Origin of the sequence: Thermogutta terrifontis (assembly GCF_002277955.1) — a bacterium.
Classification (GTDB): domain Bacteria; phylum Planctomycetota; class Planctomycetia; order Pirellulales; family Thermoguttaceae; genus Thermogutta; species Thermogutta terrifontis.
This window is the reverse complement of the sequence record NZ_CP018477.1, coordinates 4,176,919-4,195,787: the sequence shown is the minus strand read 5'-3', so window position 1 is coordinate 4,195,787 and position 18,869 is coordinate 4,176,919. Positions and strand designations below refer to the sequence as shown.

General features: G+C 55.8%; 17 protein-coding genes and 1 tRNA gene. 8 read left to right on the top strand and 10 right to left on the bottom strand.

Features of this window, described 5'->3' with window-relative positions; all coding sequences use genetic code 11:
* The first annotated feature begins 331 nt into the window (after positions 1-331).
* The 7 genes from THTE_RS15450 to THTE_RS15420 all read left to right on the top strand — a co-directional run bounded on the left by THTE_RS15450 (position 332) and on the right by THTE_RS15420 (position 7,926).
* Complete coding sequence (locus tag THTE_RS15450) at positions 332-556, top strand: helix-turn-helix domain-containing protein (RefSeq protein WP_095416278.1); 225 nt, start codon at positions 332-334, stop codon at positions 554-556.
* A gap of 120 nt (positions 557-676) precedes the next feature.
* Complete coding sequence (locus THTE_RS15445; RefSeq protein ID WP_157732155.1) at positions 677-1,495, top strand: bifunctional DNA primase/polymerase; 819 nt, start codon at positions 677-679, stop codon at positions 1,493-1,495.
* Positions 1,492-2,985 (top strand): hypothetical protein, encoded by a 1,494-nt coding sequence (locus THTE_RS15440; RefSeq protein WP_095416276.1) that lies wholly within the window; start codon positions 1,492-1,494, stop codon positions 2,983-2,985. Before THTE_RS15445 ends, THTE_RS15440 begins: the two co-directional genes overlap by 4 nt.
* A 204-nt stretch (positions 2,986-3,189) precedes the next feature.
* Positions 3,190-3,753 carry a hypothetical protein gene (locus THTE_RS15435; RefSeq protein ID WP_157732154.1) on the top strand — a complete coding sequence of 188 codons (564 nt, stop codon included), beginning with the start codon at positions 3,190-3,192 and terminating at the stop codon, positions 3,751-3,753.
* A 335-nt stretch (positions 3,754-4,088) separates the two neighbouring features.
* Positions 4,089-4,478 (top strand): hypothetical protein, encoded by a 390-nt coding sequence (locus tag THTE_RS15430; protein ID WP_095415425.1) that lies wholly within the window; start codon positions 4,089-4,091, stop codon positions 4,476-4,478.
* Between the two features lie 3 nt (positions 4,479-4,481).
* A complete protein-coding gene (locus tag THTE_RS15425) occupies positions 4,482-6,308 on the top strand; it encodes a phage major capsid protein (protein ID WP_095415426.1) in 1,827 nt (608 codons plus the stop codon).
* A gap of 238 nt (positions 6,309-6,546) precedes the next feature.
* On the top strand, positions 6,547-7,926 hold the full coding sequence (locus THTE_RS15420) for a tyrosine-type recombinase/integrase (protein ID WP_095416274.1): 1,380 nt from the start codon (positions 6,547-6,549) through the stop codon (positions 7,924-7,926).
* On the opposite strand, the gene THTE_RS15415 is transcribed toward THTE_RS15420, so the two are convergent.
* Positions 7,892-7,979: transfer RNA gene (locus tag THTE_RS15415), tRNA-Ser, on the bottom strand. The two genes, THTE_RS15420 and THTE_RS15415, sit on opposite strands and share 35 nt — an antisense overlap.
* A gap of 533 nt (positions 7,980-8,512) precedes the next feature.
* On the opposite strand from THTE_RS15415, the gene THTE_RS15410 reads away from it, so the two are divergent.
* On the top strand, positions 8,513-9,367 hold the full coding sequence (locus THTE_RS15410; protein WP_095416273.1) for a sigma-70 family RNA polymerase sigma factor: 855 nt from the start codon (positions 8,513-8,515) through the stop codon (positions 9,365-9,367).
* Positions 9,368-9,429: 62 nt separating this feature from the next.
* On the opposite strand, the gene sucD is transcribed toward THTE_RS15410, so the two are convergent.
* From sucD to THTE_RS15370, 9 genes are all read right to left on the bottom strand, one after another.
* A complete protein-coding gene (gene sucD, locus THTE_RS15405; protein ID WP_095416272.1) occupies positions 9,430-10,311 on the bottom strand; it encodes a succinate--CoA ligase subunit alpha in 882 nt (293 codons plus the stop codon).
* On the bottom strand, positions 10,295-10,432 hold the full coding sequence (locus tag THTE_RS18090) for a hypothetical protein (RefSeq protein WP_157732153.1): 138 nt from the start codon (positions 10,430-10,432) through the stop codon (positions 10,295-10,297). The genes sucD and THTE_RS18090 overlap by 17 nt, the downstream gene beginning before the upstream one ends.
* On the bottom strand, positions 10,432-11,625 hold the full coding sequence (sucC, locus tag THTE_RS15400; protein WP_095416271.1) for an ADP-forming succinate--CoA ligase subunit beta: 1,194 nt from the start codon (positions 11,623-11,625) through the stop codon (positions 10,432-10,434). The genes THTE_RS18090 and sucC overlap by 1 nt, the downstream gene beginning before the upstream one ends.
* Positions 11,626-11,760: 135 nt before the next feature.
* Positions 11,761-13,491 carry a DNA polymerase/3'-5' exonuclease PolX gene (polX, locus tag THTE_RS15395; RefSeq protein WP_338064583.1) on the bottom strand — a complete coding sequence of 577 codons (1,731 nt, stop codon included), beginning with the start codon at positions 13,489-13,491 and terminating at the stop codon, positions 11,761-11,763.
* Positions 13,492-13,602: 111 nt separating this feature from the next.
* Positions 13,603-14,595 (bottom strand): GTPase, encoded by a 993-nt coding sequence (locus THTE_RS15390; RefSeq protein WP_095416269.1) that lies wholly within the window; start codon positions 14,593-14,595, stop codon positions 13,603-13,605.
* Between the two features lie 179 nt (positions 14,596-14,774).
* On the bottom strand, positions 14,775-15,977 hold the full coding sequence (locus THTE_RS15385; RefSeq protein ID WP_095416268.1) for a glycosyltransferase: 1,203 nt from the start codon (positions 15,975-15,977) through the stop codon (positions 14,775-14,777).
* A gap of 100 nt (positions 15,978-16,077) precedes the next feature.
* Positions 16,078-17,199 carry a glycosyltransferase gene (locus tag THTE_RS15380; RefSeq protein ID WP_095416267.1) on the bottom strand — a complete coding sequence of 374 codons (1,122 nt, stop codon included), beginning with the start codon at positions 17,197-17,199 and terminating at the stop codon, positions 16,078-16,080.
* A 3-nt stretch (positions 17,200-17,202) separates the two neighbouring features.
* Positions 17,203-18,150: a UbiA family prenyltransferase gene (locus THTE_RS15375; RefSeq protein WP_157732152.1), complete on the bottom strand. Its 948-nt coding sequence runs from the start codon at positions 18,148-18,150 to the stop codon at positions 17,203-17,205.
* Positions 18,151-18,203: 53 nt separating this feature from the next.
* Positions 18,204-18,797: a YqeG family HAD IIIA-type phosphatase gene (locus THTE_RS15370; protein WP_095416265.1), complete on the bottom strand. Its 594-nt coding sequence runs from the start codon at positions 18,795-18,797 to the stop codon at positions 18,204-18,206.
* Positions 18,798-18,869: the final 72 nt, after the last annotated feature.

Below are 18,869 nucleotides of genomic sequence, written 5' to 3'. Positions count from 1 at the left end.
CGCGTCTCACAAAGGTGGTGGACCTAAAAGTGGCCCTGCATCTTGTGGGGGGTGCAATACAGTAAGCCATCTCATTGACACATCTTGTCCGAAAATTGTAACCTCGAACGGCCCCTTTTCTGTCGGTGTTTCACAATATGTGCCCCCGGTGTTGGGCAGCCCTAAACTCAATGGGACGTCTTTTCCGCTAACCGCCAGCTTCCACGTAGCCAGTTACACATATGGAACCACATACAGACACAGCGAAATTTGTATCGCGCAGCGTTGCTAAACTGACAGAAAAGCGTTGGTTTTGTTTCAGTTTCGTGGTTCCAGCTTACGGAGTAAACGCATGCGACAGAACGCGACAGGAAGCCAGCCCGAGCAAGTACTGATCGACGAAAAAACGGCAGCCCGGCGGTTGGGCGTGAGCACCAGCCATTTGGGCAACTTACGCCGCCGAGGGGAAATCCCGTACGTCCGGGTGGGTGCCTTAATTCGGTACGACGTGCGGGCCTTAGATGAGTGGATTGCTTCCCAACTGAAGACCACAAAAGAAAAGGGCGTCGATCGCTAGTCCCAGTGACCGACGCCGCCGCCGTGGGGTGCGTCCACCCCCACAACCTAAACCGACGTTTATATTTTAGGTTCTGGGCCGCGTGGACGCAACCCCAGTTTGCCTGGAAAGGAGCGTCCCGTGAGCCAAGTTTTGTTCACCTACCAACGCCTGGGCTACCGGGTCCACCCTCTTCACTGCGGCAGTAAGCGTCCACTCCTACCAGGATGGCCGGAACGGGCCGCCCGTGACGAGGCGACCGTCCGCCAGTGGCTGGCAGAGTTTCCGGGGTGCAACTGGGGCATAGCAACCGGAGAAGGCTTCTCTGTGCTGGACATCGACCCAGCAGCCCTGGAGGCAGGGTGGCCCGGTGACCAGCGCCGGCAGGAGCTGAAGGCCACAGGGTGCCCGTTGGTCCAAACCCCGCGGGGTGGTTTTCATCTTTACTTCAGGGCGGATTGGGGAAATTCAGTTGGGGTGATTGCCCCGGGGGTCGATACGAAAGGCCCACGGGGCTATGTGGTGGCACCACCATCATTGGTCAACGGCAAAGCATACCGCTGGATCCGGCCACTTGTGCCACGCGATCAACTCCCACCGCCGCCGGAGTGGCTGGACGCAGCACTGAAAGCCGCCGCGAAGGCCATCGAACACGCCCCCGATCCGAAGTCCGCCGAAGAAATGGCCCGAGAGGGTTCGATCCTTTGCGAAGGGCAAAGAAATATCGGCCTGACGCGTCTTGCGGGCCGACTCCGCCGACTGGGCTTTTCACAGGATGAGATAGCGGCCGCTCTTTTGGCGGCCAATCAGTCGCGTTGTCGCCCGCCGCTTCCTGAGCGGGAAGTACTGGCCATCGCAAAGTCCATTTCAAAGTACCCAACTGGGCCTGTGTCGCTTCCGCCGGCATTTCACCGGGCCTGGTCTCGCGCTATCGCTCATCGCAGGAGGTTTCGCAAATGATTCCACTGAATTTTGTTGTCACTCCCCATAACGGGTCCGTCCGCCGACTCGTCATGGTATGGGAAAATGGGGCGGAAGTGTTCCGTGACAAAGTTGATGTTGACAACGCAAACGCTCGTAAACGCTTTTTTGAGAGGTTAGGGCAGACGCTTCAGCGCCCGGGGCAGGAGTTAGCCCGGGCGTTCGAGGGCATGCTTCTTAACCTAGCCGATGAAGTGGATAAAGCGGCGAAAGAACAGGCAGCCCGCGGCAACGGCAATTCCACTGATCCCTTTGAAATCGCCCGCCGTGAGTTAGAAAAAACACCGCCAGAGATCGTCGCCGAGGCGGAGCGGATGGCAAACAGCCCCGAATTACTCCGGGAGGTTTATGACGACGTTTGCACACTGGGTGTTGCCGGAGAGGCCGAGACAGCCTTGACTGTATGGCTCGTGGGGGTGAGCCGTTTGCTGGCAAGCCCGTTGGCGGCCGTTATCGTGGGTCCCACGTCCACTGGAAAATCGCATGTGTTACAGAAAGTGGGCGCGCTCTTCCCTCCCGAAGCAACAATCAAGTTGACTCAGGCCAGCCCGCAGAGTTGGTTCTATCTTCCCCCGGGAAGCCTGCGTCATCGTTTCGTGACCCTGGGTGAACGCCCGCAGGGGGAAACACCCGAAGTTGTGGACGCCAACCGGAGCTGGCGAGAGCTGGTCAGCGAAGGGCGGCTCGTCAAGGCTGTCGCCACTCGCGGGCCGGATGGGCAGATGACCACGGAAGTGGTCATTCAGGAAGGCCCCGTCGCGTTTTGCGAATCCACGACAAAAAGCAAACTTCTCGATGAGGACGCGTCGCGGATGCTGATCTTGAATTCCGACGACTCGGAGGAACAGACCAGCCGGGTCGTCAAGAAAGTGTTCAGCGATGCGAGTAAGCCGCAAAGTGGAGGTTGCGAAACGCTCATCGCGAAGCATTGGGCTTTTCAGCGGCTCATCGGCAGCCACCCGCCGCAGGTTGTGATCCCGTTTGCGGAACAACTCGCGGAAAAATTCCCGGTGGACAGACCGGAGTGCCGGCGTATCGCAAGACACTGTGTGGCGCTGATTCGAGCGAGTACCCTCGCCCATCAGTTCCAACGCGAGCGGGATGGCGAGGCGATCATCGCCGACCCGGCGGATTACTACGTGGCCTATCGCCTACTGCAACGGCCCGCCGCTCGGTTGCTGGGGCGGGAGGTGCACACGTCATTTGAACGCTTGCTTGAAAAACTGAAAGCGGCTGTCGGGGACGGGGAGTTTTCGACAAAGGAAGCGGCCGACATTGGTGGCATGACCCCACAGTGGACACGACAGGCCCTCCGCGCCCTAGCAGAACAGGGAGCTATTGAGCAAGTATCCCCCGGAGGAGGGCCTAAGTCGGCCACCTGGAGAATCATCGGGGAATACCACGGCCGGGGGGTGCTCCCTGAACCAGAAAAAGTTTTTACTTCCTCCCGGTTTCTCACTTTCCGCTAGGCGCAAGTTGTGAATTGAACAGAACTAAAGCGGAAATTGGCCTTACTTTCCACTAATTTCGGCATTTCCACAAGGCACGAACGTGGCAACTAGCCGAAAAGCGGAAACTAGCGGAAATTCGCAGCACTTTCCACTTAAGTCATTTTTTCAACAAGAGTTACGACTAGCGGAAATGCGGAAACCAGAAGTAAGAGGGAAGAAATTATGAGAAACTCTCTCGACCCACTAGCGTGGCTAGATTGTACCACCACTCAGAGGGAATCTTCCACTGGCAAGGTGACCGCCCCCACTGCGGGTCAGCGGGTGAATCTATGCGGAACTCCCCCCAAAGGCGTCTTGCATGTGCTCAACCGCCCGGGAGTGTCCGTCACGTGGGAACGTGGAGAACTTCACTTCCACGTAGCCCCGGAGGCCTTGACCAAAGAGGAACTAGCCCTCTTGCGGGCACACAAAGAGGAAGTGGGCGGTTGGCTGCTACTTCACAAACTCTGGGACGCGGGATATTCCATCCGGTTGCAACCAAGCGAATACGGCCCGGGATACGTTCTCATGCCAACGGGGACGCCGACACAGCGCGCGGACTTCCCGGCCCTCTTTGAACTCTACGACACTTTCCACGACTCCGCGGTTGCCCTGCTACTGGACGCCTGCCGGTTGCTCAAGATCGATCCCATGGATTGGCCGAAGGCTGCCGAAAGATTCGTGAGGGAAGCGGCACTCCGCCGGGAAGAGTGCCTCACCAAGCCGGAAAGGCCGGCGCGAGGCTGAAAAAGGACCCCACGGATACCCCTATTTTGCATCGGGAAGCTAGGTTCCCGCACAAAAAAACGCCCCTGGAAAAGCAGTAAGGAGACTTCTCATGTCCCACCCACTCATCCCTATCGTTATAGCACGTTACGCCTGGAGAGTATGCCCACAATGTGGTGCCGAAGTGATCGTCAGAACCAGTAAGCAAGTGGGCCTGTATCGCATCCGCTATCTGAAGTGTCGGAGTTGCGGATGGGGGAAGAAAAACACTGTACCCGTACAATGCGACTCCCCCAACAGCCCGCAAAACAGGGCAGAGGCCCACTACAATGACAGTGAGAGCAAGGAGAAAGCCAATGCAGTACCTGAGCAATGAAGAATACGAAGCCATCGCCACCCTAGCATTAAAACGCTATGGGTTGACGCAAAGCCAGATTCAAACCTTGTTGGCTGCCCGCTGGCCGATGTTGGGAACAGGTCTTATCAGTGAGGCTGAGGGGCGTGGATTGATCATCACCCGCCAGGACATTGAGGATTGGTTGCGTGAGATCACGGGAGGGAAGTGGAGCGACGGGGAGCCAGTGACGCCCGAAAACACCTTTTTCTCCCTCCCTCTGGCCGAGTGCTTTTTTGAGTGGTGCGTGAAAACAAAGCGGGCAAAGCCCACGCTCGTGAACCACCTCTTAGAACAAAACCCCCAATACAAAAACCGGATTTTGCAACTAGCCAACGCAAAATCAAACTGAGAAATGACGACCGCAACAAGAACCCTCCAACTAAAAGCCGCCCCGTTAATTGTTGAGGCCGAAAAGGAAAAGAAGCCAGTTAAGGTACGCATCACGGCCTACACCGGGGGCATCATGACTGTGCCGGGGTGGGGACCGGTCATCATCGATCTGCAGGGCCTTGATTTACCGCAGCGGGTTACTCTGCTCTTGGATCACGAAGGCCGTACCGAAGCCACCATTGGTTGGGGAATACCTAAAACCGACGGAAAAACCTTAGTGATTGACGGTACGGTAACAGAAGCCACGGACGCCGGCAAACTCGTCATTGCTCTACTGAAAGATGACGTCCCCTTGCAGGCCAGTGTGGGTGTTGAAACGAACCAATACCGGCCGTTGAAGCCTGGGGATACCATCACGGTCAACGGGCAAACAATCACTGTCGAATCAGACACTTTTCTTATCGAGGGTGGAATCCTCCGGGAAGTTTCAGTTGTCCCGCTGGGAGCGGACAAACAGACGATGGTCACGTTAGCAGCAGGAGTGAGGAATATGACACACCAACCAGCTCCCCCTGAGAACTCGTCACCTGGTGAGACGATCGAGGCGAAATATATCCTGGACTTACTCTCTGTGTGCGGAGATGACATGAGCACATTCAGGCAAGCCATCGAAAACCGGTTGCCACTTGAGACCGCGAAAGCTCTCGCTGAGACCCGCCGCCGCCCGGTGATTCCTCCAGTACTCAATGCTGAGGTCAAGGACACACCCGCTTCCATCCTTGCCGCCGCCGCCTTGAAACTGCTTGGTAAAGAGTCATTGGCGGAAAAGGAACTTGGTGCGGAGACTCTATCGGCGGCTGCCAGCTACAAGCCGCGAACCGCTCTTGATCTTTGCGGCATGGCTTGTCAAATGAGTTTGGGCTATGCCCCCCGGGGAACCAACGAGATTATTCGGGCGGCTTTCTCCACGACAGACTTGCCCGTTGCCCTGGGTGTGGCGGCCAACAAAATCGCCCTCGATGCCTACCAGCAAGCCCCCGCGACATGGAAATCCTTTGCCCGGATTGTGTCGGCCAAGGATTTCAAGGAACATACTGGTATCCGCTTGACCGGTGACTTCAAACTTGAAGAGCTGGCCGCCCACGGCGAAATTAGGCACGCCAATGTGGGAGAGGAAACCATCACTTACAAGGTGACCACCTACGCCAAAATGCTCATGCTGGACCGCCAACACATCATCAATGATGACATCGCGATCCTGGACCAAATCCCCACGATCTTCGGACGTGCCGCTGCGCGGAAGGTGGCCGATCTGGTTTACACGGTGCTTCTCAGTAATCCGGGCGGTTTTTTCTCCGCTGCCCACAGCAACCTGATTACTGGTGCGGAATCTGGGCTGAGTGTCGCCAGCCTTGCCGAAGCCATCGCGGCCCTACGCAAACAAACGGACGCCGACGGCTTGCCGCTGGACCTGGTGCCCCGTGTTCTTCTCGTCCCACCCGAACTGGAGGCGACCGCCCGGCAAGTGCTCAACAGTGTCGAACTCTACCGCTCGGGCGGAGACCAGCTCCCTGCTGGTAATCCCTTCGCTGGCCTGAACATCGCGTTAGAGGTCGAGCCACGGCTGAGTAATACGTACTTCCCTGGTAACAGCACCGCTGCCTGGTATCTGCTCTGCGGCCCTGCGGATGGTAGCTTCCTTGTGGCCTTCTTGAATGGCCAACAGGGGCCAACCATCGAACCAGTGGACCCCGGAGCGGATAAGCTTGGCACCGGCTGGCGATGCTACATCGATATAGGAGCGGCTGCCGCGGACTGGCGGTGTGCCGTGAAAGCATCCGGTGCCTGACACCGGCATCTCCGTCACCGTCTCCTTCTGCTTACCCGCCCGAGTTACTCTCGGGCGGTTCTTTTTCCCCTTCCAACCCCAACGGGTCCTACCCAGCACTATCCCCTCGCGAGGGCGGGCGGGAACCACCGGGCCTTCGACCACACTTTCTTTCCACGTTTTCTCTGTGGGTTGCTTTGTAGCGGCCTAGTGTATCCAATAGCAGTTGACAGTGCCAACAAGCAAAAAGGAGCATCCTATGGCAAGCGTAGCAAAAGATGGCAAAGGCTGGCGAATCCTCTTTGTGGCTCCCGATGGCAAGCGGAAAACCCTTCGCCTTGGCCGTGTGGACAAAAAGACGGCGGAGAGCATCCGTGTCCACGTGGAGGCGTTGCTGGCTTCCCGCATCAGCGGCTTACCGGTCCAGCAGGCCACCGCAACCTGGTTGAACACGATCGGTGAGGCCCTCAAAGAGAAATTGGCCAAGGCGGGGTTGATTGACTCGGCAGCCACAGCAAAGCTTGGCTCGTATCTGGAGGCTTACTTAGCGACTCGCACCGCAACGTATGCCCCCGCTACAAGGATCGTGTGGGGCCATACGATCCGCAACCTTTGCGACTTCTTCGGGCGGGAGTGTCGGCTTGCGGATATCACGCCAGAGAAAGCGGAGGCCTTCCGCCAGTATCTGATGGGGCAGGGGTTGGCTGATACCACGATCAACAAGCGGCTGCAGTTTGCCCGGATGTTCTTTGCCCACGCTCAGCGGATGGGGTTGATCCAGGGCAATCCTTTTGGATTCGTCACGCATCGGGCAGGCGATCCATCAGGCCGGCGCGTCTACGTGAGCGTAGAGGACACACTCCGGCTGATTGAGAACGCCCCCAACGTATGGTGGCGGCTTCTCATCGCCCTCGCCCGCTTCGGTGGATTGCGGATCCCATCGGAAGCATTCTCTCTACGTTGGGCGGACGTCAACTGGGCGGATGGCCGGATCGTGGTATCCTCACCGAAGACGGCCAGTAAGGGGAAGCCCTACCGCGTCATACCGATGTTTCCTCTGCTGAAGCCCTACCTGGAAGAGGCCTGGGACGCCACGTTACCCGGGGCGGAATACGTGTTCCCGGAGGAATACCGCCGCCGTGCTCAAGGCCCGGCCGGCTGGATCAACTGCAACCTGCGAACTACCTTTGAGAAGATAATCCGCCGGGCGGGATTGGAACCATGGCCAAGACTCTGGCACAATTTACGGGCTTCGTGTGAATCCGATCTAGCCCAAGCGTTTCCTCTGGCCGTGGTCACCAAGTGGTTGGGCAATACCCCCTCTATCGCGTTACGCCATTATGTGGATCCCACGGATGCGGCATACCAGGTAGCCCTCCAGTGGAGGCCCAAGACCAAAGTGGACTCGAACCGTGTACAGCCGGACACCACTGGTGTTCAAACGAACAGTGGCACAGAATCCGGCACACGGGTGGCACAAAATACGGCACAGCAGGCTCCCGCAAGGGGTTGCAAGATAGAGAACTTTGAATCCCAAAGCCTGTTCAATTGCGACATTATGCAACGCCCTGCGAGTCGTAACTTATTGGTACAACATAACTTAGCGGAGAGGACAGGATTCGAACCTGCGAGGGGTTGAACACCCCTACGGATTTAGCAAACCCGCGCCTTAGACCACTCGGCCACCTCTCCGTACATCACCCCACCATGGGACATTATTTCCCAGTAATGGAGTGTCTTTTTCCTCTACTGGCATCTTTGATGGGACATTGGCACCCGACCCGCATGGGGGGCATCGCACCATCAGCGTTATTTCACCCTATGATGCAAATGAGGCCCGAAAAATACACATGGGGTTCTCCACCCCTGGGGCCGCACCTGCTCGGAGAGTCTAATCCCCAAGCCAATCCAGGCTGGTGCAACCGGAGCGGGGATCGGGCACCTAGTTCCATCTAACATCAGTTTATCAGTTTCCACAGGTATGGCAAGGCGTCTGACTCGGGCTGGGCCCAGCCAGTTGGGTAGTCCGTCTTTCCTGCCCTCCCCTACAGCGGGCACGATCTCCGCAACCACTCAAACCTGACGTCGTCATCACATTCCGTACAACCAATTGCGTCGGTTTAGCTTGTCAGTTTTCCAACGACGTGCAGGAAACCTCTGTGAAGGGTCGATAGGTTGATTGGGTCAGGGAGTCTCAATGTCGTTCCAATGTCAGTTGAGCACCTATGAAGAAGGCCAAGACGAAACGACGGTACTCCGAGGATCATGATGTGCATTCACCACTGGAGTCGTATCTCCGCGAGATTAACGAAACCCCCCTTCTTACCCCTGAGGAGGAGATGGAGCTCGCCATCGCCATCGGAAATGGCGATCCGGTAGCGAGAGACCGAATGGTTCGCGCGAATCTCCGTCTCGTAGTCAACATTGCCCGAAACTACGTAGGTAAAGGCCTCAGCCTGCAGGACCTCATTGAGGAGGGAAATCTGGGGTTACTGCGTGCGGTAGAGGGATACGATCCCGCCATCGGTACTCGGTTTTCCACTTATGCCAGTTACTGGATCAAACAGTCCATCAAGCGGGCACTCATCAACTGCGGGAAAACTGTGCGAATTCCCGCGTATATGGTGGAACTGCTATCCAAATGGCGAAGAGCCAGCACGCGGCTCGCCGAAGAGCTGGGGCGAACACCCACTCCAGAAGAAGTCGCCCGAGTTCTGGGAATACCTCGCAAGAAGTTGGGTATTATTAAGAAGGCGATTCGGATCTACAACCTGACACCGCAGACAGATCAGTCGGACAACGGATGGTCGCTTGGGGAAATGCTGGAGGACGAGCGATTCCGTCCTCCCGACGAAGAACTCGTCACCCACGACAGCCTCAATCATATTCGGGAAAAACTGAAAGACATGGACCCGCGAGAGGCTGCCGTTTTGCGAATGCGATTTGGTCTGGACGACAAGCAGCCTAAAACCCTCAAGGAAATCGGGGAGATTCTGGGTCTCACTCGAGAGCGGGTCCGGCAAATCGAAACCGAGGCGCTTCAGAAGCTTGCCCGCGCTCTGGAAGGCGACCCTCAGTGATCCGCTGTCAAGTTAGGCCAGTCAAATATAGGCTGCCGCGATTGGGCAGCCGCGAACGGGCGTCATCGCCGCCACTTTTTCAATGCCCGTTCCATTGCCTCGCCCATGTCCGCCGGGCTTTCGGCGACTTCGATGCCGGCCGCTTTCAAGGCCCTGATTTTATCATCTGCGGTCCCCTTTCCACCCGAGATGACGGCCCCTGCATGGCCCATCCGTTTGCCCGGCGGGGCCGTTCTTCCCGCAATGAACGCTGCTACCGGCTTGGGGAAGTGCTTGGCGATATATTCTGCGGCGAGTTCCTCTGCATTTCCGCCAATTTCCCCAATCAGGAAAACACCTTCGGTTTGGGAATCGGCGGCAAACAGTTCCAGCACATCAATAAAGCTCGTTCCCACGACGGGATCTCCTCCCAGGCCTATGCAGGTCGATTGGCCGAGTCCCCTCTGCGTTAACTGCCACACAGCCTCGTACGTTAATGTTCCTGATCGGCTGACCACCCCAATGCGTCCCGGCCTGTGGATGTAACCCGGCATGATCCCAATTTTACATTCGCCGGGGGTAATCACTCCGGGGCAATTGGGTCCAATAAGTCGGGCCCCGGCTCGGCGGACAACCGGCATGACGCGGACCATGTCCAAAGTGGGAATACCCTCCGTAATCGCGACGATCAGCTTAATTCCTGCATCCACGGCTTCCAGGATGGCATCGGCCGCAAAGGGTGGTGGCACAAATATCATCGTCGCGTCAGCACCCGTGGAGCGCACCGCCTCTTCCACAGTGTCGAATACGGGCACCCCGTCGACGGTGGTTCCTCCCTTCCCTGGCGTGACCCCGCCAACGACCTGGGTGCCATAAGCCAGGCACTGCTGGGTGTGAAATCTTCCAGCCTTGCCTGTGATTCCCTGACAAATGACCCGTGTGCCTTTGTTAACCAAGATGCTCATAAAAGAAACCGTGTAAAAGGGCTATGAAAACGTATTCCTCGATGGTGAGACCACATCCCACGCGGAACAACTTCGTTTGCCGCAAAACTTTGAGCCCCGTCACCCCCAAAAGCCGAGTCATCAACGGCCTGCTGCTGCGGCAACCACCTTCTGTGCAGCATCCGTCAGATCGTTGGCCGGGATAATCGCCAAACCGCTCTCTGCCAAAATCTTACGCCCTTGTTCCACTTCATTCCCTTCCAGGCGAACGACCACGGGAACGGTAATCCCTACCGTACGGTGCGCCTCCACGAGGGCCTGAGCAATGGTGCTGCAGCGCATGATCCCGCCAAAAATATTCACCAGCACCGCCCTGACTTTAGAATCAGCTAGGAGAATCCGAAACGCCTCGATCACCTGGTTGAGGTCCGCACCTCCACCGACATCCAGAAAGTTGGCCGGACGCCCTCCGTGGAGCATGATCAGGTCCATCGTGCTCATCGCCAAACCCGCTCCATTCACGAGGCACCCAATATCCCCATCCAGTTTGACATAGCTCAGTCCCGCTTCGCTTGCCCGAAGCTCAATCGGATCTTCCTCATCGACATCTCGCAACTCTTTCCATTCCGGATGTCGGAATGCAGCGTTATCGTCAAAGTTGATCTTGGCGTCCATTGCCAAAAGACGCCCGTCCGCAGTGACTCCCAAAGGATTGATTTCCACCAAACTACAGTCTTTTTCCACAAAAATCCTCGATATTCCCCGGAGCACCAAATCCAACTGCCGAGCAAAATCGCCCTGACCCAGTCCTAGCTTCTGGCTCAACTTGCGGCTCTGATAGGCGCGGACGCCCAAACCAATGTCCACGGGTTCATAGAAAATGGCTTCCGGTTGGGTCGCCGCAACAGTCTCGATATCCATTCCACCTGCCGTCGAGGCCAATATGACAGGGCTTGCTCGCTGTCGGTCCACCACCATTCCCACGTACAGTTCGCGTGTGACATCAGTCGCTTCCTCGACTAGGACGCGGCGAACTACCCGTCCTTCTGGCCCGGTTTGCGCCGTCACCAATGTGTGCCCGAGCATCCGGCCCGCAACCTCCCGCGTCTCTTCCGAAGACATTACCAGCTGTACCCCGTGCTGGTCGGGAAACTCACGAAAGGTTCCCTTTCCCCTTCCTCCGGCATGAATCTGGGCCTTGACAACCGCCCGTGGCACCGCCAGCTCGTCAAAGAGGTGGCCCGCTTCCTCGGGAGTTTCCGCCACCTTGCCAGCGGGCACGGGAACCCCAAACTCTCGGAACAACGCCTTGGCTTGATACTCGTGGATTTTCATAGATCGTGACTTCTGAAGCTGTATAAATGAGGAAACACCGGCGCGCAGCTTACGCTTGGTCGGGGAAACATCCCTTACTCAATTGGAAATCCCTTCAGACGGCCTTACGCGGCACGAATCCCGAGTGAATCGGGTTTATCTACGGTATCGAGGCAGCCGCCTTTTCAATTCTCCCCAGGGCAGGGTATTGACAACGTCTGCCTTCGTCAGTCCGCCCCGGCGGGCCTGAAGGACCCCGTAGCGCATAGCCTCGAGTCCATTTATGCTATGCGCATCTGTCGAAATTGCAATAGGGACACCGTACGCTTTGGCGGCCGCACAGGCTACGTCGTCGAGGTCCAGGCGTCGCGGGTGCGCATTAAGCTCCATCATCTTCCCGTAATCCCGGGCTGCGCGCAACACTGCGTCGAGATCCACCTGGTAAGCCGGCCGTTCGAGAAGTAACCGACCGGTTGGATGAGCAATAGCACACACGGCAGGATGTTTGAGAGCCCCGATTATCCGTCGGGTAATTTCCTCCCGGGATTGATTCTGGCCAAAATGCACGCTGGCCACTACCCAATCCGCTTGATTGAGCACTTCGTCGGGGAGGTCCAAACGTCCATCCTCCAGAATGTCCACTTCAACCCCTTTTAAAATCCGAAAGTTTCGCCATTTACCTGCCAACTGATCGAGCGCATTCCACTGGGAAAGGAGCCGCTCCGGATTCAGTCCGTTGGCAACACTGACGCGCTGAGAGTGGTCGGTGATTGCGATGTACTGGTACCCCTTTTTCCTGGCCGCTTCAGCCATCTCCTCGATCGTCGCCAGACCGTCCGACCACGTACTATGCATATGCAAATCGCCTCGGATGTCCTCCAGTGTAATAAGCTCTGGCAGGGATCCGGCGGCTGCCCATTCGAACTCCTTTCGGCCTTCTCGCAACTCCGGCGGAAACCACGGCAGTCCCAATGCCCCGTAGACCTCTTCCTCTTCGCGTCCAGCGATACGTTTATCCCCCCGAAAGACGCCATACTCGTTGATCTTGAGTCCCAGGTCTTTAGCCATGCCCCGCAAAATAACGTTGTGCTCTTTTGAGCCTGTAAAATACTGCAGCGCCGCCCCGAAAGATTCTTCCGGAACCACCCGCAGGTCCACATGAAGTCCCGATTGCAGCACCACCGACATCTTTGTATCGCCGCGAGCAATAACATCCTTCACCGCTCGGTACTTTGCCAGGCGATCCATAACCGGATTGGGGTCGTCGGCAACGGCCAGAAAATCGAGATCACCGACGGTATCTTTACCGCGGCGATAACTTCCAGCCGGGGCCAGGCGGCGCAACCCCTTGGTTCCCTCCAGATGAGCAAGAATCTCCTGGACGATCTGATCCGCGTCACACCACAGGATACGCTGGGTCGCGAGAAGCGCCGCCTCTATACCCTTGAGAATGTTCTCCTCAGTTTTCGCCCCAAAGCCCTCCAAATCGCGGATTTTATGCTGAAGACAAGCCTCGCGCAACTCCTCAAGCGTTTTAATCTTCAATTTGTTATAAATTGCAGCAACGCGCTTCGGTCCCAACCCCGGAACCCGCATGAGAGTCAAAACACTCTCGGGCACCTGGGCTTTTAACTCTTCCAAAAGTGGCAACGACCCTGTGTTGACGAGGGTCGTGATCTTGTCGGCCAAATCGGCTCCGATACCAGGCAACTCGGTGAGTGCGTCTGGGCCTGCGTGAGCCAGCTCCGCTACTGGCTCGGTCAGTTCGCTGATTGTTCGGGCTGCCGTGCGATAAGCTCGGACTCGGAACGGATTTGCCCCTTGGAACTCTAAAAGGTCCGCAATCTGCTCAAAAACTGCCGCAATCTCCGCGTTCGTCACAGTCACAAATACTCCCCATAAGTTCTGAAATTTCAACGCTATGCGCTTTAATCGCTACTATGTCATGTACATTATGAATAGTGGATCTCTATCCGTTGGGTTTGTGACAATCCGGTACTACATATGAAGCTCAACAATATCGCGATCCTGCAGCACGTAATCACCTTTGACAATCGTCCCGGGATGGACTGCCGATCCCCAAACCCGCGCGAATTTCAGGTTTTTCGCCAGATCCTTGTGAATTTCTGCTGCCATGTCAGCAACGGTGCTGCCACGGCGAAATGTGAATGGCCGCTCCAGATCGGGCTCTTTCGCAGAGGGAGGCTTGGCATACACACGGACGACGTCCAGCGCCTTGTAGATCGCTTCCCGAAGCGGCTCCAAACCGATGCCTTTTTCCGCGGAAATCACATACTCTGGAAAATCCAGCGGCAGAAGTTCATGAAGAAGCTCGAGGCGCGCAGGTGCTTCTTCTAAGTCTATTTTATTCGGCACAAGAAATGCCCGCGTATAAGATAGTCCCACGTCTTCTTCGTCCAGATAAGACGTGGCGCTCAAACGACTCTTCGTTTTATTCAGCTTGTCAATGACCTCCTGGCACTGCACGATTCCTTCATCAGCCCCCAGATCGACCATGAGCAGGGCTAGATCGGCACTCCGAATAAGCCCGTGCATGCACGGGTCGATAAAGTCCGCAGTAATCGGCGGAGTATCAATCAGTTGGACGAACACGTCCTCCCACGGCATCATCCCGGGTAAAGGCACCTTCGTCGTGAATGGATAGGGTGCCACCTCCGGTGTGGCGCGAGTCAGCGCACGCAAGAGGGCACTCTTCCCCGCATTGGGTCCACCCAAAATGACGACCGTTCCTGCCCCCTGGCGCGGAATGCGAAATCCCCGGGTGCGTCGCCCTGTGCTCCGCTCTGTCTGGATCTGCTTCTTGACCTCACTGATTTTCCTCTTCAGCTCCGCCTGGAGCTTATCCGTCCCTTTATGCTTCGGGATTTCCTGAAGCATTATCTGCAGCCACTTCAACTCCTCCTCTGGAGTTGAAGCCCGCCGATATTCCTCCTCGGCCTTCAGATATTGCGGTGTCAGATTCGCTGGCATCGCCGTCTCAAGGTCTGCGATGAATCAATCACTCTTTTTGCGGCATCGCACAATCTAATTCAAAGGCTGCACAACTGCATCCTCACCGCTGTATGGTACTGCCCGCCCCCTCTCGCTCATTCATTATTATCTTTATCATGCATCACCCCATCCGGCCAGGGGCCGAATCCATCGGCCCACTATCCCAGCGAGTCGAAAGCAACCTCGACGAACTGCCTCGCCTTCTCCGCCCAACTCTCGCCGCGGACGCGCCGCCGTGCCTCCAACTGCCTGGGATCGACCCCCGTTTTGACCCGAAAATCCACGCACGCGGCGAACTCTTCTGGCGTGGCCGCAATATCGAGTGCATCTGCCCACCGACGAGTGGCGGGTATGTCACAAACGACTACGGGTCGGTCCGTCGCTAAATATTCTCGCAGCTTTAACGGCTCGGATTCATCGACACCAGGTCCACGGCGATAGGGCATAATGAGCACGTCTGCATAACAAGCTAAGACCGGAAGCATAACCTGAGGGATGGGACCAGGCATTGTGACCCGTGCACTTTCTTTCAGCTTCGGATCGTGTGTGTTAACCGGTCCCACCAGAAGAATACTCCCCCGCTTGAGCCGCTCACTTATTGCTGCCACAGCGTTTGCATCGACCTGCCAATTGATGGAACCCCAAAACACGATCCAGGGTCGTTCATACCGCTGAAGCCAATCGGAGACGGGTTCGGGAGTTGCTTGGCACGCCGGCGAAGACCAAATCTCCCAATTGATGCCATGCGTGATGACTACAGCAGTTTTCCCATATTCCTCTATATGCTTTTTTAACTGCTCATTAGCCGCAACGATAACGTCAGCAACTTCCACAAGACTTCGCTCTAAATCCCCAATTCCTTCCTTATCCATTTCGGGCCAGTTGCGAAAGTCATCCACGCAGTAATAGAGCCATCGATCGACTTGCAAAGCCGAGACCAGAATCGCTGCTACTGGCACCGTAGAGACCAAGATGCGCGGCCTCGGATAGCGGCGGACCTCTGCAGCGAGTTGCCACTTCAAAAGCATGCGATTGAACGCTCGCTCCCAGCCTTGCCTTAACCGAGGCCACATTACCGGATTGACAACCCTGGGAGTTTTCTCGCAAATATTTGGACGAGGCAAAATCGCCGGACTTGGTCTCGCATCGAAGATTTTCAGCCACTGCCCCACTTTTTCCAGTCCCCGCCGAAGAGTAAATAAATCCAGGCGCGGTGGTCGCATGCCGATTGTATTGACCCACATCACGGGGAATTCGTCGAGCAGGTGCCGAAAAATATGCTGACAGCTCGAGGGATGTCGCCCCCAATCATCGGCAAACACGATAAACGATCCAATTCTGGCTCCCCTGGCCGCCGTCATTTGATTCTTAATGATCAGTGGTCATAGATTCTAATTCTAGCCGGCGTCAATCACACATCAGAATATCAACCACGTTACTAGTGACAGTCTTTTCTAATGATTACTGCGCGTTTGGAGTAATAAACCTACTCACAATAGCATCATACTCTGCAAACATGCGGTCTTCTGAAAAGAGTATTTCCGCCCGTTGCCGGCCAGCTCGCCCGAGCCTAATTCTCAGATCAACATCGGTCGCAAGTTGCCGCAGGGCTTTTGCTATCGCGTCCGGGTTTCCCGGAGGGACAAGCAAACCCGTTTCACCATTCACAACAATTTCGGAAACGCCGCCTACCTCCGTTGCTACAACCGGCAGCCCCGCCATCATGGCCTCGATAATAGTAACGGGAATTCCCTCGTTGAGGCTAGTTAGCAAAAAAATATCGCTTGCCATCAAAATCTCGGGAATATCCTCTCGATATCCAAGTACCTGAACCGAGTCCCCCAACTTCATATCCCGCACTGTCGCTTCCACCTCCGTTCGCGTCGGACCGTCGCCCACGAGGACCAATTTTATTGCGCTATTGCGCAGGTCCTGCATCGCTTTCACAGCAGTAAGATGGTCCTTCAGTGGATCGAACCTCGCCACATGCGCCACTATGACATCATCAGGCATCGCACCGAGCAAGCGGCGGTAGTCATTCCTTTTCGCAAAACAACTGTCAAACCGCCGCGAATCCACCCCGTTATAGATTACCGACACACGTCGTGCCGGAAATCCTTCCTTTTCAACCAACGCCCGCTTAACGGCGTGGCCTACGGCAACGATCACATCATTTTTGCGAAGCAGAAACCGATTAAACAAAAAACGCCGTAATTTTTTGTGGTCGGGATAAAATCGCCCGTGCTCGACGTAAATAATCGGGAAGTGTTTCACTAAGCTTCTTGCAACCGAACAGTAAAAAAACGGCGTATATTGATGAGCGATGATCACCGCGGGCATTCGTTCCATCAGCATTCGCCTTAGGCGAAAAACACATCCCCAATCCAACCCTGGTTTGCGACCGATCACGCAGGTCCGAATGCGTTGAGTGTCAAGATGTTTCTCCAATGGGCCGCGGCCATCGATCAAAGCGATTGCAACCGGATACTTTATTGAAAATCGCTGCGCCAATCTTACGGCCAGCACCTCGGCCCCGCCGTAGTCGAGACTATGCAGTACTTCGAGGATGCAGGGCTCAGACATTGGTCACATCCCCGCGGTTGGCCAAAGCGGCGGGAGCACAGGCTTCTGGATGTTGAAAATGCGCCGCATGAAATCCAGGTTGATAAAAAGCAAGATGGCACCTATGATGAAGGTCAACCCCAGAAGTACTGCGAGCCACTTTTCTTTATAGAGAGCCTCAGGCTCATTTCCGATCGGCGCCGAAATAGCGGCTTTGACGTAGCCGGTGAAGCATGCTGCCAGCAAAGGAATTATAATCACCAATTCAACGTGATAGCGGGCAATGAAAACTCCGAGAAGAAATGCTGTCATTGTCGCATAAAAGAACATTTGGAGGATTATATTTTCTTTGTTATAGTAGGCGAGCGACTTTCGGTATTGTCCAGCGCGCGTGGGTGAGCCCAGATGCCGCATTTCCACGAGTCGCTTCGCTGCCATTAAAAAGGCACCTCCCATCCAATAGGCGAAAATGGCTGAAAGCGGTGGAACAAAAGAATCTAATATGGCGAACCAACCCAGAAACAGGCGGATCGGGTTATTAAAGGACTCCGCGATAATGTCAAGATAGGGAATATCCTTCAGTCGAAAGGGTTTCACATTATACGCAAAGCCCGAGGCTAAAAAAAACAGCGTCGTGACAACCACCACTCTGCTAACCAGCACTGCCACCGCCACTGCGGCAACCGCGAACAGACCCCAGAGACAGAGAGCCAACACCGGAGCTATCTCGCCAGCCGCGACGGCTCGGGCATTTTTTATCGGATGATAGATGTCTGTTTTGGCATCGCACAGTTCATTCAGAATGTAGTTCGCAGAGGCGGCCAGAATAGCGATCACCAACGCGACCAGGGAACGAAACCCTAACGACAACAGGCAGCCGTTAATAGGTGTTACCTGTTGCAGATAAAAGACCGCCAGCGCCGAACCGATGAATACAAACAAATTCTTCGGCCAGTAGTCGGGCCGAATCATGCGAATGACATTGACGATAAGTCGGCCTAAACCCATCTGTGCGGATATAAACCTCAATTACGGCCACGGTCGGAAGTAGTATCGTCCGCCGAACTATCCTCTTCCGTAGTCTGGCCACCTGAGTCGGTTTCCTGCGAATAGGGAGCCAGGGATTGAGGCGTTAACGACTTTAAAACGAACCGCTCCAATGGGCGCTTCCATCTCGTAACCCACGCTTCCCGAGCAGCCCCCCGCGGTACCACCAGAACGGTGCGCAGCCCAGCCCAGCGACCGGCTAACACGTCAGCGAAAAGTTGATCACCCACGAGCACCACCTCGGAACGCGGTAGCCCCAGCTTGCGCACCGCCCGATGACATCCGAACGGAAGCGGCTTCATCGCCCGCGCTACATAGGGCACTCCGAGCCGGTCGGCAAGCCGACTTATTCGGCGTTTTCCACCATTTGAGAGGAGACAGATGTTTATTCCACTTTGCCTTATTTGGCTCAGCCAGGCGGCAACTTCCGCCGGAATATCATTTGACACATAGTCCGTCAAAGTACAATCCACGTCGATGCAAAGCCCTTTAACATGCACGCTCTGCAACCATTCTGGAGAAAGATCAGTAACGCTCCTGACATAAAAATCCGGTAGCCACCACACACGCATCTCACATCCTGTTCGCCACGTTATGATATTTTGTTCCGATTATCTGTCACGTCACAAGGATTGCTGAGTACT